Annotated in this window: 21 protein-coding genes; all 21 read left to right on the top strand. The window is 59.5% G+C overall.

Annotation, left to right across the window (positions count from 1 at the left end):
* Positions 1-14 precede the first annotated feature (14 nt).
* The 21 genes from VMU57_RS04385 (at position 15) to VMU57_RS04285 (ending at position 19712) form a co-directional block, all read left to right on the top strand.
* Complete coding sequence (locus VMU57_RS04385) at positions 15-1274, top strand: PAS domain-containing sensor histidine kinase (RefSeq protein ID WP_325381174.1); 1260 nt, start codon at positions 15-17, stop codon at positions 1272-1274.
* Positions 1271-2635, top strand: coding sequence for a sigma-54 dependent transcriptional regulator (locus tag VMU57_RS04380; RefSeq protein ID WP_325381171.1), 1365 nt, complete (start codon positions 1271-1273; stop codon positions 2633-2635). Before VMU57_RS04385 ends, VMU57_RS04380 begins: the two co-directional genes overlap by 4 nt.
* Positions 2636-2980 (top strand): flagellar biosynthesis protein FlgB, encoded by a 345-nt coding sequence (locus VMU57_RS04375; RefSeq protein WP_325381169.1) that lies wholly within the window; start codon positions 2636-2638, stop codon positions 2978-2980.
* A 13-nt stretch (positions 2981-2993) separates the two neighbouring features.
* Positions 2994-3446 (top strand): flagellar basal body rod protein FlgC, encoded by a 453-nt coding sequence (gene flgC, locus VMU57_RS04370; RefSeq protein ID WP_325381167.1) that lies wholly within the window; start codon positions 2994-2996, stop codon positions 3444-3446.
* A gap of 12 nt (positions 3447-3458) precedes the next feature.
* Positions 3459-3773, top strand: a complete 315-nt coding sequence (gene fliE, locus VMU57_RS04365; RefSeq protein ID WP_325381165.1) for a flagellar hook-basal body complex protein FliE — start codon at positions 3459-3461, stop codon at positions 3771-3773.
* Positions 3774-3785: 12 nt separating this feature from the next.
* Entirely contained in the window at positions 3786-5360 is a 1575-nt protein-coding gene (gene fliF / locus VMU57_RS04360) for a flagellar basal-body MS-ring/collar protein FliF (protein WP_325381163.1), read from the top strand.
* Positions 5357-6379, top strand: a complete 1023-nt coding sequence (gene fliG, locus VMU57_RS04355; RefSeq protein ID WP_325381161.1) for a flagellar motor switch protein FliG — start codon at positions 5357-5359, stop codon at positions 6377-6379. The genes fliF and fliG overlap by 4 nt, the downstream gene beginning before the upstream one ends.
* Complete coding sequence (locus VMU57_RS04350) at positions 6369-7052, top strand: FliH/SctL family protein (protein ID WP_325381160.1); 684 nt, start codon at positions 6369-6371, stop codon at positions 7050-7052. Before fliG ends, VMU57_RS04350 begins: the two co-directional genes overlap by 11 nt.
* Positions 7049-8356 (top strand): FliI/YscN family ATPase, encoded by a 1308-nt coding sequence (locus VMU57_RS04345; RefSeq protein WP_325381159.1) that lies wholly within the window; start codon positions 7049-7051, stop codon positions 8354-8356. Before VMU57_RS04350 ends, VMU57_RS04345 begins: the two co-directional genes overlap by 4 nt.
* 96 nt (positions 8357-8452) lie before the next feature.
* Positions 8453-8863 carry a flagellar FliJ family protein gene (locus tag VMU57_RS04340; RefSeq protein ID WP_325381158.1) on the top strand — a complete coding sequence of 137 codons (411 nt, stop codon included), beginning with the start codon at positions 8453-8455 and terminating at the stop codon, positions 8861-8863.
* 1091 nt (positions 8864-9954) lie between these two features.
* Positions 9955-10830: a hypothetical protein gene (locus VMU57_RS04335; RefSeq protein WP_325381156.1), complete on the top strand. Its 876-nt coding sequence runs from the start codon at positions 9955-9957 to the stop codon at positions 10828-10830.
* Between the two features lie 34 nt (positions 10831-10864).
* The gene (locus tag VMU57_RS04330) at positions 10865-11374 is read left to right on the top strand and encodes a flagellar hook capping FlgD N-terminal domain-containing protein (protein ID WP_325381154.1); all 510 of its coding nucleotides are present in this window, start codon (positions 10865-10867) and stop codon (positions 11372-11374) included.
* 1 nt (position 11375) lies between these two features.
* Positions 11376-12620: a flagellar hook protein FlgE gene (locus VMU57_RS04325; protein ID WP_325381152.1), complete on the top strand. Its 1245-nt coding sequence runs from the start codon at positions 11376-11378 to the stop codon at positions 12618-12620.
* 331 nt (positions 12621-12951) lie between these two features.
* A complete protein-coding gene (locus VMU57_RS04320; RefSeq protein ID WP_325381150.1) occupies positions 12952-13254 on the top strand; it encodes a FliM/FliN family flagellar motor C-terminal domain-containing protein in 303 nt (100 codons plus the stop codon).
* A complete protein-coding gene (locus tag VMU57_RS04315; RefSeq protein ID WP_325381148.1) occupies positions 13251-13829 on the top strand; it encodes a flagellar biosynthetic protein FliO in 579 nt (192 codons plus the stop codon). Before VMU57_RS04320 ends, VMU57_RS04315 begins: the two co-directional genes overlap by 4 nt.
* 86 nt (positions 13830-13915) lie before the next feature.
* Complete coding sequence (fliP, locus tag VMU57_RS04310; protein ID WP_325381146.1) at positions 13916-14653, top strand: flagellar type III secretion system pore protein FliP; 738 nt, start codon at positions 13916-13918, stop codon at positions 14651-14653.
* 4 nt (positions 14654-14657) lie between these two features.
* Complete coding sequence (locus tag VMU57_RS04305) at positions 14658-14924, top strand: flagellar biosynthetic protein FliQ (RefSeq protein WP_325381144.1); 267 nt, start codon at positions 14658-14660, stop codon at positions 14922-14924.
* Positions 14921-15691 (top strand): flagellar biosynthetic protein FliR, encoded by a 771-nt coding sequence (fliR, locus tag VMU57_RS04300; protein WP_325381142.1) that lies wholly within the window; start codon positions 14921-14923, stop codon positions 15689-15691. Before VMU57_RS04305 ends, fliR begins: the two co-directional genes overlap by 4 nt.
* A 4-nt stretch (positions 15692-15695) precedes the next feature.
* Positions 15696-16802 carry an EscU/YscU/HrcU family type III secretion system export apparatus switch protein gene (locus tag VMU57_RS04295; protein ID WP_325381140.1) on the top strand — a complete coding sequence of 369 codons (1107 nt, stop codon included), beginning with the start codon at positions 15696-15698 and terminating at the stop codon, positions 16800-16802.
* On the top strand, positions 16799-18865 hold the full coding sequence (locus VMU57_RS04290; protein WP_325381138.1) for a flagellar biosynthesis protein FlhA: 2067 nt from the start codon (positions 16799-16801) through the stop codon (positions 18863-18865). Before VMU57_RS04295 ends, VMU57_RS04290 begins: the two co-directional genes overlap by 4 nt.
* Before the next feature lie 40 nt (positions 18866-18905).
* Positions 18906-19712 (top strand): FliA/WhiG family RNA polymerase sigma factor, encoded by an 807-nt coding sequence (locus VMU57_RS04285; RefSeq protein WP_325381136.1) that lies wholly within the window; start codon positions 18906-18908, stop codon positions 19710-19712.
* The last annotated feature ends 153 nt before the right edge of the window (positions 19713-19865 follow it).

Raw genomic sequence — 19865 nt, 5'->3', positions numbered from 1 at the left:
AACGAGATAGGCAAATGCTGCCGAGCTCTCATGCAGTTCCAATCAGCGCGGTTGATCCGGCACTGCTGACCGATCCACGAACGTTGGCAGACGCATTTGCCGAGTTCATATCCGCTTCTGCTCAGTTGGAGTCGTCGTATCGTGGACTCCAGCAGAAGGTCACCCACTTAAGCGGCGAACTGGCTGACCGCAATGCGGCGCTGACCCGGACTCTGGTGGAGAACGATCACATCCGCAGAACCCTTCAACAGATGATAGATTCGCTGCCTTGCGGCGTGTTGGTGGAGGATGAAAGCGAAACCATCGTCACCATCAATCCCGAGGGGCGCCGACTACTCGGGATCGAAGCTCGCGGCCTGAAGAGCCTTCAGGAACTTTCGCAGGCTAGCGGCGTCGATTTCGAAGCGCTGGCAGGGTCGCAAAGCGATCATCGAGACACTGAACTGCGCCTGCACGCGGAAAGCGGCCAGCGCTGGGTGGCAATCGGACGGCGGGAACTCACCTGCTCGTCGGCAGGCCAAGAATCCGCCTCTGTTCCTTTGCGCAGCATCTGGATCCTTCGCGATGTAACCGTGACCCGGCAGGCCGAGCAGGAGCGGGAGGCTGCGCGACGAGCCACTGCGTTAGCGGAAATCTCATCCATCCTCGCTCATGAGATTAGAAATCCGTTAGCCAGTCTCGAACTGTTTGTGGAATTGATCGCAGGGGATCCTGGCGCAGCGTCGCAGTGGATCGCCCATTTGCGAGCCGGCATCCGCACCTTGTCAGGAACGGTGAACAACGTGTTGAGCATGAACGGGGAGAACAATCTCCGCTTCAGTGCGCTCGATCTCGCGGCCTGTGCGCAGGCCGCGGTGGACTTTGTGCGACCGATCGCCGAACAGGCCAATGTCGCGATTTCGTTTCATTCGGCCACAGAGGCAACCACCATTCAGGGCAACGAAGATGGAATTCGTCAGATCATTTTGAACCTCACCTGTAATGCCATCCGGCATACTCCACCGAAAGGGAGAGTGGATGTGCGAGTAAGCCGCGAAGATGGGCCCGCCGGGAGATTTGCTGTAGCGGAGGTGTGCGATACAGGGTACGGGATTCCCGAGGACCAGTTGGAGCGAATTTTCGAAGCAGGCTTTAGCGGGACTGGAGAAACTCCCGGTCTCGGCCTGGCGGTGTGTGAGCGTCTGATGCGGCAGCACCGCGGAACGATTAGGGTCTCGAGTCGATTGAAAGAGGGCAGCAGCTTTCACCTGGAGTTTCCGGAATCGCAATCATGACTGAACAACCATCCTTGCTGGTAGTCGATGACGAGCCTGGCATTCGGACCGCGCTCCGCGCCAACTTTCTGCGCCATGGCTGGCGGGTTGAGGCGGTGTCGGGCGCGCGCGAGGCGATTCGACATCTCGCGGCCCGGACCTTCGACCTAGTCATCACCGACATGCGCATGCCGGATGGCAACGGCATGGAAGTCATGCGCGCGGCCCGGAACGGAAGCACCACGCCCGTCATTTTGCTGACCGCATACGGCTCGGTTCCCGATGCGGTGACCGCCATGCGCGATGGGGCATTGGATTATTTGACCAAACCGATCCCGTTCGATCGTTTGCAGGCCGTGGTTACTCTGGTGATGCAGCGTGCCCATCAAGCGCGGGCCTGCCATGCGAGCGGAGACGGAGAAATTGTGGGAAGATCGCCGCTGCTTATGCGCGCGCTACAGCGAGCGCGCGCCGCTGCGAGCACTGGCGCAGATGTTCTGATCGAGGCGGAGAGCGGGACTGGCAAGGAGTTGCTGGCGAGGTTTATCCATCATGCCAGCGACCGCAGCGGCAAGCCGTTCATTGCGGTCAACTGCGCCGCGGTACCTGAACCTCTCCTGGAGAGTGAGCTGTTCGGGCATGGACGGGGAGCGTTTACCGGGGCCGTCGCTTCTCGTGCCGGCAAGTTTGAACTGGCCAATGGGGGCACCATCCTGCTGGACGAAATCGGCGACCTACCGCTGGATCTGCAACCGAAACTGCTGCGGGCTTTGCAGGAACGCGAAGTCGAGAGGCTGGGCGAAGGGCGTCCGCTTCGATTAAATATCCGAGTGGTGGCGACCACGAACGTATCCCTGGCCGATCGAGTGGCACAAGGCAGGTTCCGCGCGGATCTGTATTATCGCCTGAACGTCATTCCCTTATCCCTACCCGCGTTGCGCGATCGCCATGAGGACATTCCTCTTCTTGCCTGGTACTTTGCAGAGAAGTTCGCCGCACTGGCGCGCGGGAGAGTTCCCCGGTTGCATCCGGAGTTCATGAACCGGCTTCAGTCGCACTCCTGGCCTGGGAATGTGCGAGAGCTCGCCAACTTCATGCGCCGGGTATTGACCCTCAGCGACACGCTTGACATCGACGCGGAGTGCTTCGACGCCGAGTTTCCATCGCCTCCTCGCGGCGACCGGAAGATGCTGCCCGTGGCGGCAGCGCTGCCGAGTGCGGCGGGCACGCCGATTCGGGAAGTGGAGAGGCAACACCTGGAAAACACTCTGGCCTTGACGGACGGAAACCGCACACGCGCCGCGGAGCTTCTCGGGATCAGCCTGCGCACTCTCCGCAACAAGATCCGCGAGTATGGACTTCCACCAAGGAGGTACGCGTAAATGGCAACCACTCCTTTGCTGCAGGCCCTGGAGGGATTTCTCACAGTGGCTGACGATCGGCAGCGCCTGGTGGTGACAAACATGGCCAACGCGGACACGCCCGGGTACCACACCCGGGACCTAGACTTCCAATCTGCCATGCGCCTTGTGATGAATTCGCAGGGAGGGGCGCAGGTCGAACCCGCGACACTGGAGCTGACCGACCTTCCCGCACGGCCTGACGGAAACAACGTGAACGTCGACCGCGAGAGCATGATGCTCGCCCAGATCCAGCTTCAGTATCAGATGGGCGTGCAATTAATCGAAGAGCAATTCCACGAAATGCTCACTGCGATCAAGGAATAGAGGGAGACCGACCATGGGCAGCATGTTCTCTATGATCAGCATCAGCGCCTCCGCGCTGTCTGCCGAACGACAGCGGGCGGAAGTTACGTCCGCCAATCTGGCCAATGCAGAAACCACGCAAACGGCAAGCGGCGGTCCCTATGTTCGCAAGGAAGTCGTGTTCAGCTCTAATGGTCCCGTGCCGTTTGGATCGGTGTTAGATCGCCTTGGAGAAGAAGGCGGCACAGTTCCTGGGTCGGTTCGCCTGGCCCAGGTGGTCGATGATCCGACCCCGCCCGTGATGCGGTATGAGCCCGGCAACCCGGCCGCGGATAAGAACGGATTCGTCGCTTACCCCGCGATCAATCCGGAGATGGAGATGGTGGATCTGATGAATGCGACGCGCTCCTACCAGTTAAACGCGTCGGCAATCAGCGCTGCCAAGCAGATGATTCAGGAATCAATCGGCATCTTGAAAACCACATAAGGGAGCCTGTGGATGAACACCGTCAGCTTTGGCAACATCCCGAATGTGCCGGTTCCGAGTGTGGGTACTAACGCGGGTACTCCAGATCCGGGCATCGAAACGAGCGGGGCGAGCTTTTCCGACATTCTCAAAAGCGCTGTGCAAACCGTGGATTCCCTTCATACCGGCGCGGCGGCGCAAGTGGCACAGTTGCTGCAAGGGGGAAGCGGTGATCTTAACCAGGTCATGATTGCTGTGGAGAAGGCGGACGTCTCTTTTCAGTTGATGATGCAGGTGCGCAACAAGATCGTGAGCGCGTATCAGGATATTGCACAGATGCAGTTTTAGGACTGATGGCAAATGGCTGGGTATACCAACGCAAGCGTGCAACTCAAGCAGTTCTGGTCGAGCCGAAACGGACGCCAGAGAGCGCTTCTTATTGGCGGCGCGCTTGCTACCGGCGTGCTCGTGGCGTTATTCGTGCGGCTCATCGGAGTGCCGGACTATAAGACGTTATCGAGTGGACTGGAGCCGGCCGACGCCCAGGCACTCGCCGCCGCGCTAGATCGGCAAGGCATCTCCCACACGATCAGCGCCGACGGAAGGACTCTCAGCGTGCCGGCAGACAAGTTGGATGCGGCCCGCATGCAGATGGCCTCCGACCAGGATCTGCATAGTGGCCAGATGGGATTCGAGATCTTCGACAAGAGTTCCTGGGGCGAAACCGAATTCGATGAGAGGGTGAATTACCAGCGCGCTATGGAAGGCGAACTCGCCCGTTCCATCGAAACCCTCGGAAACGTTGAAAGCGCCAGAATCCACCTGGTCATGGCATCGGATTCCATCTTTGTCGATCAGCAACAAGGGGCAAAGGCATCGGTCATTCTCAAGCTTCGGCATGGCACGCTATCCAAGGATGAATCTCTCGCCATCTCGCGGCTTATCGCCGGCGCCGTGAACCGACTGAAACCTGAAGATGTGGCGATTGTGGATGCCGATTCGGGCCAGTCGCTGAACGGCGGCATGGATGCGATGGAGGGTTCGGGGGGAAGCACCGAGTTGTCCACACGGCTGATCAGCACGCTGGAGCCGGTGGTTGGCGCCGGCAAGATTCGCGCCAGCGTCAACATTGACTACGATCGCAACACGACCGACGAGAACCAGGAGAAATACGATCCCGCCGTCAGTGCGGTACTCAGCCACGAGAAAACGGAAGATCAATCCGGAGGGAACGCCATTCCTGCAGGAGTCCCCGGAACCGCGAGCAACGTTCCGTCAGCCGCGCAATCCAAGCCGGCGGCCGTACCTGAGACGCAGCATTCCATAACGGAGAATGCACAATATGGCGTGAATCGGACGGTCATTCACACGGTTACGCCTGCCGGCCGCATCCAGCGAATTACTGCCGCCATCCTGGTGGATGACGAAGTGGTAAGGAGCGTCGATAACGGCAAGGTGCATTACTCAAGGCGTAAACGATCGCAGAAGGAGCTCGCGCAAATCAGGAGCCTAGCCGAAGCGGTCGTTGGGTTCGATGCGAAGCGAGGCGATATCCTCACGCTCGAGAACGTTTCGTTCGATACGGATTCCGACGATATCGAAGATGCGGCGCCATCCCGCCTCGATCAATTTCAAACAGCCGTCTCGGACTCATCACCGGCATTGCGGCCGCTCGCCCTCCTTGCGCTCTTTGTTCTGGTATACCTTCTCGTCGTCCGTCCGGTGCAGAGGCACATCCTCACTTCCGGACCCGCAGTCACAGCGACGCCGCCACGATTGCCGCAAGAATCCATGGAGTCGTTGCCCGGCGCATCCTCAGAAGCGGGTTCGGCACGCGCGGCGCAGCTAAAGGGACAAGCATTGGAAATCCTGCGCCAGAATCCATTGCAGACCACGCGGACGGTGCAGGCGTGGCTTCGCGAGGAGAACTCATGATCCGCGCCGAAGAGGAGAAAATCAGCGGCCCCCGCAAGGCGGCCATCCTGCTATCCGCTTTGGGAGAAGAGGCGGCGGTGCCCGTATTGAGAAGCTTGGCCGCGGAAGAACTGGAGCGGATTGTAGTGGAGATTTCCAAAATGGGGCCGGTTCCGTTGCCGATTACCCTTCAGGTTTTGGAGGAGCACCAGGAACGAGTGTCCGCGGAGGAGTTCCTCACCGTAGGAGGACAGGATGTGGCACTCCGGCTTTTGGAGAGAGCCATTGGGGAAGATCACGCACGGAACGTCGTGCAGCGGCTCACCCAGGCCACCGAAAGCCGGTCCTTCCGTATCGAGGCGTTGAAGAAAGCAGATCCGCAGCAACTGGCGCGATTCCTCATGGGCGAACATTCTCAGACCAGAGCCCTGATTCTCCGCCACCTTGATGCAAGGCAGGCTTCGGCCCTGCTGATGAAGATGGAGCCCGAAGTACGGTCGGACTGTGTGCGACGTCTCGCCAGTCTGGGCAGTTTCTCACCGGAAGTGGCGGCAAAGGTATCCAATGTTCTCGATAGGCGTTTGCGATCCTCCGGAGACCAGTCTCGGGCTTGTGGCGAGGGCTTGAGAAGTATTGCAGAGTTGCTGAACCGACTGGGACCTGCCGTAGCTCGGGAAATCCTCGAACATATCGAGCGGGAGGAACCCACGCTGGCGGTGGGCATTCGCGACCTCATGTTTACGTTCGAGAATTTTCTCGAAGTTCCCGAGCAGGAGATGCGGGAGCTGATGAATTCAATTGACAAGAGGACGCTCACTATCGCTTTGAAGGGAGCCAGCGAAGATCTACGGAGTCATTTCTACCGCACCATGTCTTCACGCGCAGTGGAGATGATGAAGGAGGATTCTGACGCGTTGGGACCGATCCGCGGTAAAGACGTTATCAAGGCGCAGTCTGAGATCGTTGCCATTGCGCGAAAACTCGAGGCCGAGGGCAGGATTGCATTGAAGAGCGAGGGTGAAGACGAGTATGTCCTTTAGCGGCGCGAATTATAGCGGCACCTTTCCGACGCCGATCTCGGCATTGCAGTATCCGGATGTCTCTCCCTCCTTCGACGCCGCCGATCAGGAACCGGAAGCCGGTCTCTCAACCACGCGCGCCGAGAAACGGCGACTCGAGACAGAAGCCTCCGCAGTCGAGATCGAGGCCCGAATCCGCCAGGAGCGTGCCGACGCAGTAAGCCGGGCGGAGCAGCAGCTCCGGCATGAGTACGACCAAAAGCTGGCGTCAGTCAGGTCGGAGATTGCGAAGGCAATCGAAACTTTCCAGGCGCAACGCGCAGACTATTTTGCGCGAGTGGAGGCTGAGGTCGTTCAACTTGCGCTGGCGATTGCCGCGAAGATTTTGCGCCGCGAAGCACAGGTCGATCCGATGCTGATCGCCGCTTTGGTCCGAATGGCGGTAGACAAGATGCGCGAAGGCTCCGGCGTGACAGTCCGGGTGGGGAAGGGCTGCGGAGCCGATTGGACACGATATTTCGCGGGATGGCCAAATCTGCCGCGCGTTGAGGTGGTGGAGGATCCCGAGGTGAGCGATCAGGATTGCATCCTAGAGACGGAGCTCGGGACCGCGCATTTCGGGCTCGAGACACAGCTCAAAGAAGTAGAACGCGGTTTCTTCGATTTGCTCGCGCTGCGGCCGGTGACGCGATGAGCTTGGCTCTTCTGGCTCCGTACGCGCGCCACCTCGAATCGAGTTCCACATTGCGATGGAAGGGCCGCGTTAGCCAAGTGATCGGAAACCTGGTGGAATCGGAAGGCCCCTTCTGTTTCCTTGGCGAATCGTGTGAGATCATCGACGCGCACGGGCGGCGCTATGCCGGTGAGATCGTTGGCTTCCGCGGATCAACGATGCTCTCCATGACCGCCGATCCACTGCGCGGCATTCGTTTCGGGGACCAGATCGTGACTTGGGGGGTGCGTCCGTCCGTTCGAGTGGGCCCGGGTTTGCTCGGCCGCGTGGTTGATACCGCAGGCAACCCGCTGGACGGCAAAGGCGACTATCGCGCCACGGATGTGATGCCCATCAACGGCGCGGCGCCTTTGCCGCTGGCCAGGGTCCCGATCCGCGCCCCGTTGAGCTGCGGGATTCGCGCGATCGATGCTTTTCTAACCTGCGGCCGCGGACAGCGTCTGGGTATCTTCGGCGGTAGTGGCGTGGGGAAGAGTACCCTGCTCGGCATGATGGCGCGTGGAACCGCCGCGGAAATGACCGTGCTGGCGCTGGTGGGCGAGCGCGGCCGCGAGGTTGGAGAGTTCCTGGAAGTTCTCGGTGAGGAAGGCCTGCGCCGCGCCGTGGTTATGGTCTCCACTTCCGATCAGTCGCCGTTGGTGCGGCTGCGAGCGGCGCTTGCGGCGACTGCGATGGCCGAGTACTTCGCAAGTCTTGGCCGGAACGTGCTCCTGATTGTAGACTCCCTCACCAGATTTGCCATGGCGCAACGGGAAATTGGTCTGGCCGCGGGAGAACCGCCCACCGCCAAGGGGTACACGCCCTCGGTTCTCAACGCGCTGGCCCACCTGGTGGAGCGCGCGGGCAACTTTTCTCAAGGCAGCATTACTGCGTTTTATACGGTGTTGATGGAAGGCGACGATCAGCAGGATCCGATCGCTGACACGGTGCGCTCCCTTCTGGATGGGCATGTGGTTCTAAGCAGAAATCTTGCCATGCGCAGCCATTATCCCCCGATCTCGATCCTCGACAGCATCAGCCGTCTCATGCCGAATGTGGCCAGCGATGCGCACCTGGCGAAGATCAAGGAACTGCGATTGCTGATGGCTACCTATGCTCATTCCGAGGACTTGGTCCGCATCGGCGCCTATCAATCCGGCGCAGATCCCACGCTCGACAAGGCGATCCGGACCCTTCCGGCTCTAAACGCTCTCTTGCAGCAGAATCAGGCAGTCCGCTCCAGCTTGGAGGAGACGGTTCAGCAAATCATGGCCATTCCTATGTGAGGGTGAGGGAGAAGGGATGCGGAGATCACCGCAGTCGGGGAGGCGTGCGGGGTTCTCAAAGGCAGAAACATGGGATTCAAGTTTTCACTTGCGGCTGTGCTGCGCCTTAAGCAAAGCATCGAGAAACAGGAGGAGCTTGCACTTCAGAAGGTCCTCGTGGAAATATCGCAGGTCCAGCATCGGATGGAAGCCTTGACTGCGGATATTTTGCATGCACGCCAGTTGCTGGAGCAGGCCATGCGGGAAATGCTCCCCGCCGTGCTCGTCGAATCCATGACCAATCGGATCGAGGGTGCCATGGATCGGAAACAGGAACTGAGTCATGCCCTTGCTGAACTTAGCCGGCAGCGCGAAATCCAACTCAGGAAGTACCAGGCTGCTCGCAACAACTGCCAGATGCTGCACGACATGCAGGCACGGCAACAAGATGCCCATGCGCGGGAGCGCGAACACGCTGAGCAGAAGTTCCTCGACGAAATCTTCGCCGCCCGCGCGCAGCGGAGCTGACCCAAAGCGATGACAGGCGAGGATAGCTCCTTGATTTCGACTGACCCGTCGCAGGTCTCGGCAAACCTTGCCCAGTTTGTACGGCAAGAGTTGCCGAGTTGCGGGTGCGGAATGTGCGCAGTGGCGCCGCAATTATGCGCAACTGCTTTGTTTTTAGCGCACTGCTGAATAGGACTGCCTGTCGCAGGTACCCAAAAATCTGGCGTCATGCGTGCATAAAGAAGTGCGTGCGCATTGCAGCCGAAAAATCCGTGAATCTGAATTCCGCCCCCGTCTCGCCGGCGAATATCGCCACGACTAAATCGGGCTTTGTCGCGCTGCTCGCCAGTACGGCTGCGCGGACTGAGGGTTCTTGGACCCGGCGTGATGTCCCGCTTGCCCAGCGACAGCCCGACTCGGATAGAGGCGTGGCTTCCGCACCGGAAGCGGCACCCCTCGGCGCGAATGCCATCCCGGAGAACGCCGCCCATCAAGCAACGCCGCGAATCGATGTCACCGCTGTTCTCGAGCAACCTCCTCCGTCGCCCGTGCATTGCGACAGCAGAAATACCAGCCGATCCAATGGCCGCGAGGAACAACGTCGCGCACATCGCAACGCGACTGCGATCCCTGTTATGGCCTGCGAGGAGCTCATCCCCACTCAGGTCTGGACGGCTCTTTCCGCGCCGCTTTCCAGGCGGGAATCGGCGCCGGCAGCGGGTGGCGGGCTAGAATCGCAAAGTCTGAAACTGGCCGAGGGGACTGTTGCCGCCCAGCAACTCGCCAAAGCAGACCCACTATCGCCACTAACTCTCTCAGCCGGGGCGCTCAAGGGTGAAGCGAGCCTCTCCGACGCACCGCAGAGCATCCTCGCCCCCTCCGCCGCCAACGGGCCGGGGGCCATTGTCGCTGTCCGGCCGACGAACGGTGGATCGCAGTTACCTGAGCTAATCGGAAGAACTACAAGCAGCGGCACAGCGAGCCAGCGCGATGGTGGAAAAACCCCGGAGCCGCCGGCGCGTGACTCAACGAGCAACAGCCGGGCGGCAGGGCAGCCGGTTGCCAGTCTCTCAAAATCTGGTCCGGAAATACCTAACCCAGCCAGTTCAAGTTTGCCGCTGACGCAGAAAGCCAACTCGCAGGATAAGGCCTTCGCTATCGGAACCTTTGTCGAAGCTAGCAGTTCGGAGATCACCAACGTCATCTCGCTGCCGGATGGTTATTCCCAGAGCCTCGCGTCTGGGGCGGGCGCAATCAAAGACATCGGCAGCGTGACCGCAAAAAGCGACGGAAGAAATGAGCAGGGCGAGACTACCGCGAAAACTCCAGATTCACCGGCTCACAATTCCACAAGCAGCAATCGCGCGCCGCAGCAACCGGATTCCGGCTCCTCCAAACCCGCACCGGAAGCGGTCAGGTCGCCGAGTTCAGGTTCTACGCCGATTCAGGCAACCGCGTTGCAGGGAGCGGCTCACCCAATCGAGATCTCTGTCAAGAGTTCTGAATCCGTTCCGCAACCCCTCCGCTCTGCCAGTCAGATGCCAGAGGGGCATGCGCCTGCGGCTGCGGAAGCATCCGTGGTCAATACCGCCAGCCTGATCCAAAAGGTGAACGAATCCGAATTACGGTTAGCCATGCATTCGAGCGATTTCGGAGCCATTTCCATTCGAACCTCACTTTCACCGCAACAAGTATTAACTCAAATTACCGTCGATCACGACGGCTTGGGCAACGCCCTCTCCGCCCACGTTCCAGCGATGCAGGCGAAGCTGGGAAACGAACTTGGCATAAGAACCGTCGTGCAGGTGAATGAGAATGGCTCGGCATTTTCCGGTGGCGGAAACAATTCCCCGCAAAGCGGGCAACAAGGTTTTCAAGCGGCGCCGGCGCAAAACGCGATCCCGAAGGCGTCCGCCGAGAGCGTAGTTCAGGGCACCCATTTAGCTGGCACCGGAGCCAGTGATCGCCGCTTGGACATTCGGGTTTAGTTCGGTCGCCCCGTGAGGGCAGGAGGAAAGTGCAATGAACATTCAGGGAATGCTCCCATTGATCAGCGCACCGTTGCACTCGCAAACGGCCAGCGCCAACTCCACTTCAGGAACAGGTAGTTCCGGCGGCAGCACCAACGGGACATCCTCCTCCAATCTGCAGACCATGTTCCTTAATCTTCTGGTGACCGAGCTGCAAAACCAGGATCCGACTCAGCCCGTCGACCCGACCCAGATGGTCGGGCAGATGATTTCCCTGAACGAACTGGACCAACTCATATCCATAAATCAGATTCTTTCAGGCTTGGGCGCGCCGCCAAGCGGTGGAGGCTCGAATGCCGCGCAATCCGCCGAACCTTCGAAATCCGGTGCCCACAACCTGGGCCTTTCAACATTGGCCCGCGCCACGGAGCCCTTAGCGTTTCAGGCTTTTCCTGCCAATGCAAGCTCTCCTGACTCGCTCATGAGTCTCTACAACCTCTACGGCAATATTGGCGCACTGGCGACAGGCTCCAACCACTTCACCACATACGGAGGCAAGTAGCATGTCAGCTTTCTCGATTCCCCTTTCCGGCTTAGCGGCTGAGTCCGCTGCCCTGAACGCCATCGCCAACAACCTCGCGAACCTGAATACAGACGGGTACAAGAGCCAAAGCATCAGCTTTGGCGACCTTTTCAATCAGATGCAGGGCGTCTCTGGCAACGGTGATCCGATCCAGGTCGGTTCCGGAGTTGAAGTGGGAGGAATTACTTCCGACTATTCCAACGGATCCGTCAACTCGACGGGCATTGCCACCAACATGGCTTTGCAGGGCAATGGCTTCTTCGTCGTAAGGAACTCCGGCGACAACCAGATGAGTTTCACGCGTGATGGAAATTTCAGTATGAACGCTCAGGGCCAGCTTTGCACTTCGGGTGGCCAACTGGTCCTGGGCTATCCGGCCGCAAACGGCCAGATCTCGTCCGGCGCCGCTCCCGTCCCCATCAACCTGAATGACCAAAGCACAATTCCCAGCGTGGCAACCAGCAGTTTTCAGATGACCACCAATCTGGATGCCAATGCTGCGACCGGAGCCACGTTCAGTTCCCCCATCTCGGTTTACGATTCCCTCGGGAACGCGCACGCCCTCACGGTTCAATACACCAAGACTGGGTCCAATACTTGGAGCTACAGCGTCACCATTCCTTCGGCGGATGTGGGCGGGACGGGCACAACCACGCAAGTTGCTTCGGGTACGTTGACCTTCGACTCGTCAGGCAACCTGACGTCCCCGGCATCTCCCGTCAGCGGAATCAAGATCTCCGGTTTGGCCGACGGAGCAGCCGACATGAGCCTGAGTTGGGACCTGACCGGATCGGGAGGCGCCTCGCTCCTGACGCAACAGGCATCCACCAGCGCCACCGCGTCGACCACGCAGAATGGCTATGGCGTAGGAACGTTGACCGGGTTTTCAGTTCTACCCGATGGAACCATCCAGGGGCAGTTCAGCAACAACCAGACTCTGGCGCTGGGCCAGGTGGCCGTGGCAAGCTTCAGCAACGTTCAGGGCCTGACTCAGACTGGAAATGGCAATCTGGTTTCGACAGCGGCCTCGGGCGCCGCGGTGATCGGGAAGGCGGGAGCCGGCGGCAACGGAAGTATTGTCGGAGATGCGGTGGAGAATTCCAATGTGAACCTGTCCGCCGAATTCTCCAGCATGATTGTCGCCCAGCAGGGATACGAGGCGAGCGCGAAGGTTTTGACTACCATGAACCAGATCTCGCAAGCCACGATCCAGCTCATTACATAATCCCTTCGCCGAATGAGTTGTTAACGAACGATTAGAGGTATCCGCCAGGAGCGTGCTGCTTCTGGCGGATATCCGTCGCCTCCTGCCCATTCTCATCGCCATCTCACTCGGCGGCGGGGGCTGCCGCGTTCCATTATCCGTCCGCAAGGTACGGATTTTACGCTACATAGCAGCAGGCCAGCACAGACTCACGCCAACCTCCATTCCCCTCTAATTGCGGCACCGCGATTGCATGGTCGGAAGTGAGAATATCCGCCTTCAATCGTCCGTCCCCGGTTCCTATTCCGTTTTGGGGTGGGAATGGGCAACGACAGCAGGAGCGAGCTCCACCATGAGTACTGCCGCACACAGAGTTGGTCCGCAAGTCATCGAAACTCCTGCGCCCGGAAACGGTACGCATGAAGACGATCTATTGGCGAACATGCCCTGGCTGCCCTGCACGCTCACAGTCGAGCTGCCCGTCGCTCGATTTACGATCGGGGATCTTCTTGCTCTTGCCGAGGGCTCTATCGTCGAAACCGCATGCCACCACACTAGCGACCTGCCCCTGCGGGTGAACAGACTTCTCATTGGCTGGAGCGAATTCAATGTGGTCGGAGACCAGCTCGCAGTCAGGATTACCGAACAGGTATGATTTCATCCAAACCGATTCAATCGTTGTCTTTTTGCGAGGAAGAAGATGTGCCAATCGCCGCTTCGTTCGCGGGGACGCTTCGGGCTTTTGGTAAAAAGCAACAGTTGGAGCTATCGCGCTCGCGACCGTTGCTTGCTGCCACGGCTGCGCAAAAGCTGCCATCTACCGGCCCCGCCTTTCTTCCCAAAGATACGGAGACAAGCGCAATCGGGAAATTACCGCAGCCCGCTAGTGGGCGGCTACTTTCGGAAAAATCGTCTTTGGCGCGCAAACGCACTAGGCCACAGAGATCTTCCTTGCTTGCCAGGGCATGGCGCTGGCTGCAAAAACAGCAGGCGTTCTCTGCAAAGAAGCAGTTACGTGTCTGTGAAACAGTTTCTCTCGGGGAAAAGCGCTTTGTGGCTTTGGTCCAGATTGAGAGCCAGAGATTCCTGATTGGAGGGGGAGCTTCCGGCGTCTCCTTGCTCGCCGAATTGAACAACGAATCCGAGCAGGATGATAGTTCGGTTCTCGATACGAAGGATGCTTCCCGGGCTCTTCAGCCGATTGCATGCGCTGGGGGCCGGTCCAGATGAAACGGCGATTGTTCGTCCGGTGTGTCTCGCTAGCCGCGTCCTTGTTTGTCGGCGTAGGGACATCCGCGGCAGCCGGGGTCGGCCCTATGCCGATAATCCCGGCTCACCCCCCCGCTCGCAGCGTGCGCGCTCCAGCCCCCGTCACGCCGCTCGCCGCCAACCCCGTCAACAATGGAATCCAGATCCAGGGTTTACCCGGATCGAACGTTCCCTGGTCCATTGTGATTCTGCTGACGGCCTTGACCATCGTGCCGTCGCTCTTGGTGTGCATCACGCCCTTTGCGCGCTTGCTGATTGTTTTCCACTTTCTTCGTCAGGCCTTGGGCCTGCAAACCACTCCCTCGAACCAGACTCTCATCGGCCTCTCTCTCATTCTGACGTTCTTCCTGATGCAGCCCGTTGCTCGGGAAATCTACGACAGCGCCATCTCACCTTTGCAGACCGGTCGCATCTCCGCCATGGATGCCCTGCAAAGAAGCGAAGTGCCGCTGCACATATTCATGGCCCACTATGCGCGGGAGAAAGATGTCGAGCTTTTTCTCCGCCTGGCGGGAGAAAACCGCCCGAGATCGATCGATGACATCTCCATGCGCGTCCTGGTTCCCGCCTACATCCTTTCCGAACTCAAAGCTGGCTTTCAGATCGGTACTGTTCTGTTCCTGCCCTTCCTCATTGTGGACATGGTGGTAGCATCCATCACCACATCCGTCGGCATGCTGCAGTTGCCGCCGGTCGTCATATCAACCCCAATCAAGTTGCTGCTCTTCCTCATGGTGGACGGCTGGCACCTCCTGATTGGCTCGCTCATGATGAGTTTCAGGTAAGGCCATGGATGTCGATCAGGTTGTGTCTATCGGACGCTTGATGCTTAACGAGGCGCTTATCCTCGCGGCACCAATTCTCGCGGTTGCCGTAGTCGTCAGCTTGCTGGTCAATGTCTTTCAGGTCCTCACCTCGTTGCAGGACACCACCATAAGCACCGTCGCCAGGCTCATCGCCACCGGTGCCGCAATCTTTATCGCGATGCCGTGGATGTGGCGGCATCTTTCGCAATTCACGTTCGCCATTTTTTCCAACTTTCGCATTTGGCAATGATCACGATTCCGCTTGTTGCGATCATCACCGCGCTCCTCACCGCCGGCGTGCGTCTGTCCGGCCTCATGCTGTTTGCTCCATTTTTCGGGAGCGCGGTGATTCCGGCCCGCATCAAGGCCATCCTGGTCCTCGCAATGACCATCCTTCTTCTGCCGACGGTGGGCAGACATATCGAGTTTGAACCGCTTTCCGCGTGGCCCAGGCTGATCGCAATCGAGTTCCTCATCGGCGTAGGGATGGGGATCGCGACCAATCTCATTTTCGAGGCCGTTCAATTCTCGGGCGAGATCGTCGGCATTCAAATGGGCTATTCCCTGGTTACCTTACTTGACCCCCAGACCAAAGCCAACTCGAGTGTCATGCAGCTTTTCTATCAGAGCATCGTGATGCTGCTCTTCCTCCGTATGGACATCCACTATTGGCTGCTGCGCGCTATAGGCAACAGCTTCCTCGATCTTCCTCCAGGATCCGCGCATTTCAACGGTCCATTCGCCGGGGAAATTGCTCGGATCGTGGGAACCATCTTCGGCCTGGGAATGCAGATTGCCGCGCCCGTTCTCGCGGCCACTCTGGCCGCCGATGTCGTCCTCGGGCTTCTCGGCAAAGCCTCTCCACAGATGCCTGTGATGCTGCTCGGGCCCGCCGTCAAGAGCGTCCTGGGCATCTTCGTTCTTTCCGCAACCCTCATCTATTGGCCCGATTTGTTCCGGCGTTTGTTCATAAATTCCATTTCGAGAGTCGATCACCTGTTTCACCTGGCGCATTGAGACTATGGCTGACGCGAGCAAAACGGAACAGGCAACACCCCGGCACCGGAAGCGCGCTCGCGAGCGCGGGCAGGTTACGCGCTCGCGGGACCTCAGCGGCGCGCTGAGCATGGCCGCCGCGGCCGGCATTCTCTGGTTCATGGGGCGCGAAGCTGTGCCTCGTTGGTCCACTTTTTACCGCAATGCCCTCCAGTCCGCCCAGTCCGATTCCATCGAACCGGGTGGCCCGCTCCTGTACTGGAGTTCGATTGAGATCATCCACTGGGTACTTCCTGTCCTCATCGGCGCCCTCGCGGTGGCCCTGATCACCGGGCTCGCCCAGGGCGGATTCATATTTGCTCCCGAATCGCTCGCTCCCAAGGCCGAGCGCCTCAGCCCTGCGGGAAAGCTTCGCCAGATGATATCGCCCGCCGGCCTTAGCGCCATCCTCCGCTCGCTCGTTCCCTTCAATGCGATTATCTGGATCGGCTTTTCCTGCGTGCGCGGCCGCTGGGGAGTGATCCTGGGCAGCAGCTACTCCGATTCCCGGCCGCTTGCTGGCATGATCAGCTCGCTGCTCCTTGAAATCTGCTGGAAATGTGGACTCGTGCTCCTCGCCTGGTCGGTCGTCGACTACCTACTCCTCTGGAGGAAAAACGAAGGCGACCTCAAGATGAGCCGCCAGGAAATCAAGGATGAAATCAAGGAATCGGAAGGGAACCTTGCCGGCAAGGCGAGAATCCGCCGGCTGCAGCGCCAATCTCGCCGCAAGCAGATGCTCAAAGCGGCCGAGCTCGCGACCGTGGTGGTGACCAATCCAACGCATTACGCAGTCGCGCTGCGATACGCGGAAAACATGATCGCTCCCATCGTAGTGGCCAAGGGCCTCGACGTTCTGGCGTCGAAAATCAGGGAGATCGCAAATCAGCACGACATTCCCATCGTGGAGAATCGCCCTCTTGCGCAGGCTCTCTACAAAGGCGTTGAAGTGGGCGACTCTATTCCCGCGGCGCTCTATCACGCCGTGGCAGAGGTCCTGGTGATGGTTTACAAGGCTCAGGCGGAAGTGAAAGCGCGCGAGGCGCGGCGGAGAAACTCCGCTCAAATCCAAGGATTGGTGCGGCCGATATGAAGAAAGCCGGGCTCCTGAAAACGCTGCAAACTTACTCCGACTGGGTGATTCCCACCGGCGCGATGGCGCTGATCTTCGTCATGCTCGTACCCCTGCCGGGATTTGCCCTCGACCTCCTCCTGACGCTCAACATCATGGCCGCGGTGCTGGTGCTGCTTACCGCCATTCAGGTCCTCCGCCCCGCGCAGTTTTCCGTGTTCCCCAGTCTCATCCTCCTCCTGACGCTCATGAGGCTAGCACTCGATCTGGCCAGCACTCGCCGCATCCTGTTGCATGGGAGCGAGGGCCCGCAGGCGGCAGGCGGAGTCATAGAAGCCTTCGGCCAGTTCGTGGTGGGCGGCAATTACATCGTCGGTTTCGTCATCTTTCTTGCCTTGATTGCTATCCAGTACCTGGTCGTCAGCCACGGCGCAGTGCGCACTGCGGAGGTTACGGCGCGCTTCACCCTCGATGCCATGCCCGGCAAACAGATGGCCATCGACTCCGACCTCAATACCGGGCTGATTAATGCCGACCAGGCGCGACAGCGCCGGGAACAGGTTGCCCGGGAGGCGGAATTCTGCGGAGCCATGGACGGCGCCGCACGCTTCAGCCAGCGGGACTCGCTGGCCACCATCCTCATCACCGTCATCAATATCGTCGCCGGCTTTCTGATCGGTGTCTTCCAGCAGGGAGTCCCATTCCAGGAAGCCCTCAAAACCTACACCATCCTTACCGTCGGCGACGGCCTCGTCGCCATCATTCCCTCCCTGCTGGTTTCGGTCGCCGGAGGCATTGTTGTTACCCGGGCAGCTTCCGATTACTCGCTCGGCACGGACATTGGTAAACAGGTCTTCAAAACCTCGCGTCCTCTGTGGATCGTCGGCGGTACCCTGCTCGCACTCGCTCTGATCCCGGCCATGCCCAAGGTCCCATTCCTGGTCCTCGGCGGAACCGCGCTCTTCGCAGCGAGGAATATAAAACCTCATTCTCAGGCCCCGGCGGCGGGAGCCAAATCGCCCGCCGAAAAGCCGGGAGTTCCCGCAGTGGACCCAATGGATGCCGTGCTCAAGCTGGATGAGCTGATGCTCGAGGTCGGCGCGGGCCTGGTGCCCCTTGTAGACGTAAAGCAGGGAGGGCAGTTGCTCGCCCGCGTAAAAGCTCTGCGCAAGAACCTCGCGCAACAGCTCGGCTTTCTGGTTCCCTCGATTCACATCACGGACAATCTCTCTCTCAAAGACCGGGAATACGTCATCTATCTGCGCGGCGTCGAGATTGCCCGGTGGGAGCTGCGCCGCGATCGCCTTCTCGCCGTGAACTCGAACCCAAACCCCGGCGATCTGCCTGGCCAGGACACAAGAGAACCGGCATTCAACTCGCCCGCCAAGTGGATCGCACCGGATTTGCAGGCCCAGGCGATTTCGCTCGGCTATGCCGTCGTCGACCATACTTCGGCGCTGGCTGCGCACCTCTCCGAACTCATCAAGCAGAACGCGCACGACCTTCTCACCCGGCATGAGACAAAGCGTCTGGTCGACCGCCTCGCCGATTCACACCCCAAGCTGGTGGACGAACTGATCCCCAAGCTGATGACCCTCGGAGAGGTCCAAAAGGTGCTCCAACAGTTGCTCCGAGAGCAGGTCTCCATTCGCGATCTGGGGTCCATCCTGGAGACCCTGGTAGAGACCGCGGCCATCAACAAGAATCCAGTCTTGCTGGTCGAATCGGTTCGGCATGCGCTGGGACGAGCCCTTGTGCGCCCGCTGCTCGATGAGCAGGGAAGGCTGAGGGTTGTAACGCTTGATAGCGCACTTGAAGAAGAGTGCATGCGCACGGCATCGCAGAGTCCGCAACTGGTGCCCGGTACTGCGCTGCAGATCTCCCTCGCGCGCAAGGTGCTGGATGGATTGCGCGCCATGCTGGGCGAGCAGTTCGCCGCGGCTCCGCCGGTGTTATTGTGCGCTTCGCCGGGCCGCTTCTATTTGCGGCGCCACCTGGAGCCATTTCTTCCCCGAGTGGTCGTGATTTCACCATCGGAAATTCCTCCCGCCACGCAAGTGAAATCGCTGGGGGCCGTGCGATGAACACAGAATCCCCGGTTTCCCCAGTTCACGAGGTAAGCTCATGACGCCGCCAGAACTCGCATATAAGCTGAACTCTGCGCCTCCGGAAGGCAGCGACGAACTGGTCATGCAGGAACTGCCCCAGGTCTACTACATCGCGGCGCGCATCCGCGACCGGCTGCCCCGACACGTGGACCTCGAGGAGTTGGTCGGCGCAGGCGTCATCGGCTTGTTGGAAGCCAGCCGGTGCTTTGACAGCGCCAAGAACGTCCAGTTCAAAACCTTCGCCAAATTCCGCATCCGCGGCGCCATCTTCGATGGTTTGCGGGAAATGGATTGGGGCTCGCGCCTGATACGCCGTCGCGGCCGCGAAATCTCCGAGGCGGTCGTCCGGCTGGAAGCAAGACTCGGCCGTAAACCCACCGAAGCTGAGACTGCCGCGGAGTTGGATACCAATGTCGAGCAACTCCGCAAAACGCTTGCCCAACTCGATGTCCTCCAGATAACCGGCCAACGGGTGCCATCCTCGGAACACAACGAAGGCTCAGTCGATCTCATCGAATCGGCGCCCAGTTTGGATGAGCCCGACGCATTTGAGCTATGTCTGAAAAGCGAGATGCGCGACCACCTCGCCGTGGCGATTGCCACTCTCAGCGAAAGAGAACAACTGATCCTGTCGCTTTATTATCGCGAGGAACTAACCATGAAGGAAATCGCCGCGGTGGTGGGAATCGCGCTCTCCCGCGTCTCGCAGATTCGAGTTGCCGCCATCGCCAAGCTGCGCAACGCCATGGCGCATACGGAACAACGTTCGCAACAGACCGCGCGCACGCAGGCGAGCGTGTGGAGAACGCCTGCAAATGCATAGGAAATCGTTATGGCTATGATTCCGAAACAGAAGACGCAATTGACGGACGGCAAGCAGAAGCAAGTAGTGAGCTGCAATTTCCGTTCCGCGGGCCGCATCTCCAACGAGCATGTCCGCGCGCTCACTTCCATTCACGAAAACTTTGCCGGCACT

The organism is Edaphobacter sp., from assembly GCF_035532915.1.
GTDB lineage: Bacteria > Acidobacteriota > Terriglobia > Terriglobales > Acidobacteriaceae > Edaphobacter.
Note: the sequence above shows the minus strand (reverse complement) of the source record. Positions and strands in the feature narration are given on the sequence as shown.